Here is a 1,226-nt window from a genome sequence, read left to right on the forward strand (position 1 = left end):
TTTTTTTTTAGTTATAGAAAATATTTTTTTTACAATAATTTACTCATTAATTGGATCGTTTTTTTTAGAATATTTTTATTCAAATTCATTCACTCTTTATATAAATGGAAATGGTGGATTTATTGGTTATTACTTAAAACAAACCTTTTTAACTTCGTTGATGCAAATTAATGAAACAATATTTTATTATGTTTTAATAATCTTAAATTTAACTTTCTTTTTAGTTAGTATAAATTTTCATCCTTTGAGATTTTATAAAACAATCAAAAAAATACTAGGAATATTCGTCTCTGTAGGTGAAAAAAGTTACACAAATAAAAATGAAATAATTAAAGAGTATATACCTCAAGAACAAATTAAAAATCTTATACAGGAAGATTTACCTTTTATAAAAGTTGAAAATAAAAATGAAAATAGAGTTAAATTTAAATTACCAAGTTTAGAGTTACTTACGATCCCAGATAAAAAGGGAAAATCTAATAAAGATAAAAATGAAACTCAAGATCCTGAATTTTTAGAAAAAATTTTATTAGACTTTGGTGTTAATGGTAATATTAAAAAAGTTAGCCATGGACCTGTGGTTACATTAAATGAATTTGAGCCTGCAGCAGGTGTAAAAGTCTCAAAAATAATTAATTTGTCAGATGATATAGCCAGAAATACTAGTTCTGAGTCCGCGAGAATTGCAACTATACCAGGTAGCAATACAATTGGCATTGAACTGCCAAACAATTCTAGAGAAAATGTTTTTTTAAGTGAAATTTTAAATCATTCTGATTTTAAAAAAAGAGAGACTAAATTACCAATAGCATTAGGGAAAAGTATTTCTGGAAACCCTATTATTGGAGACTTATCTTCAATGCCACACCTATTAATTGCCGGAACAACTGGTTCTGGAAAATCTGTATGTATAAATACAATTATTCTTTCACTTCTTTATCGACATACTCCTGAAAAATGTAAATTTATTTTAATTGATCCAAAAATGTTAGAATTATCTACTTACGAAGGGATACCACATTTATTATGCCCTGTAATTACAGAGGCAAAAAAAGCAGCATCAGTTTTGGGATGGGTAGTTAAAGAAATGGAAAGTAGATACAGATTAATGACCAAAGAAAGTGTTAGAAATATTGATGGTTATAATACAAAACATAAGCTTCCTATGCCTTATATTGTGGTAGTCGTTGATGAGATGTCAGATTTAATGCTTGTAGCAGGTAAAG

Annotated in this window: 1 protein-coding gene; it reads left to right on the plus strand. The window is 26.9% G+C overall.

Annotated elements, in window-relative coordinates; genetic code table 11:
- Positions 1–1,226, plus strand: a 1,226-nt coding sequence (locus AMO08_RS02275) for a DNA translocase FtsK (protein WP_143323792.1), incomplete at both ends; no start/stop codon positions are given.

This window comes from Candidatus Pelagibacter communis, from assembly GCF_001180205.1.
GTDB lineage: Bacteria > Pseudomonadota > Alphaproteobacteria > Pelagibacterales > Pelagibacteraceae > Pelagibacter > Pelagibacter ubique_O.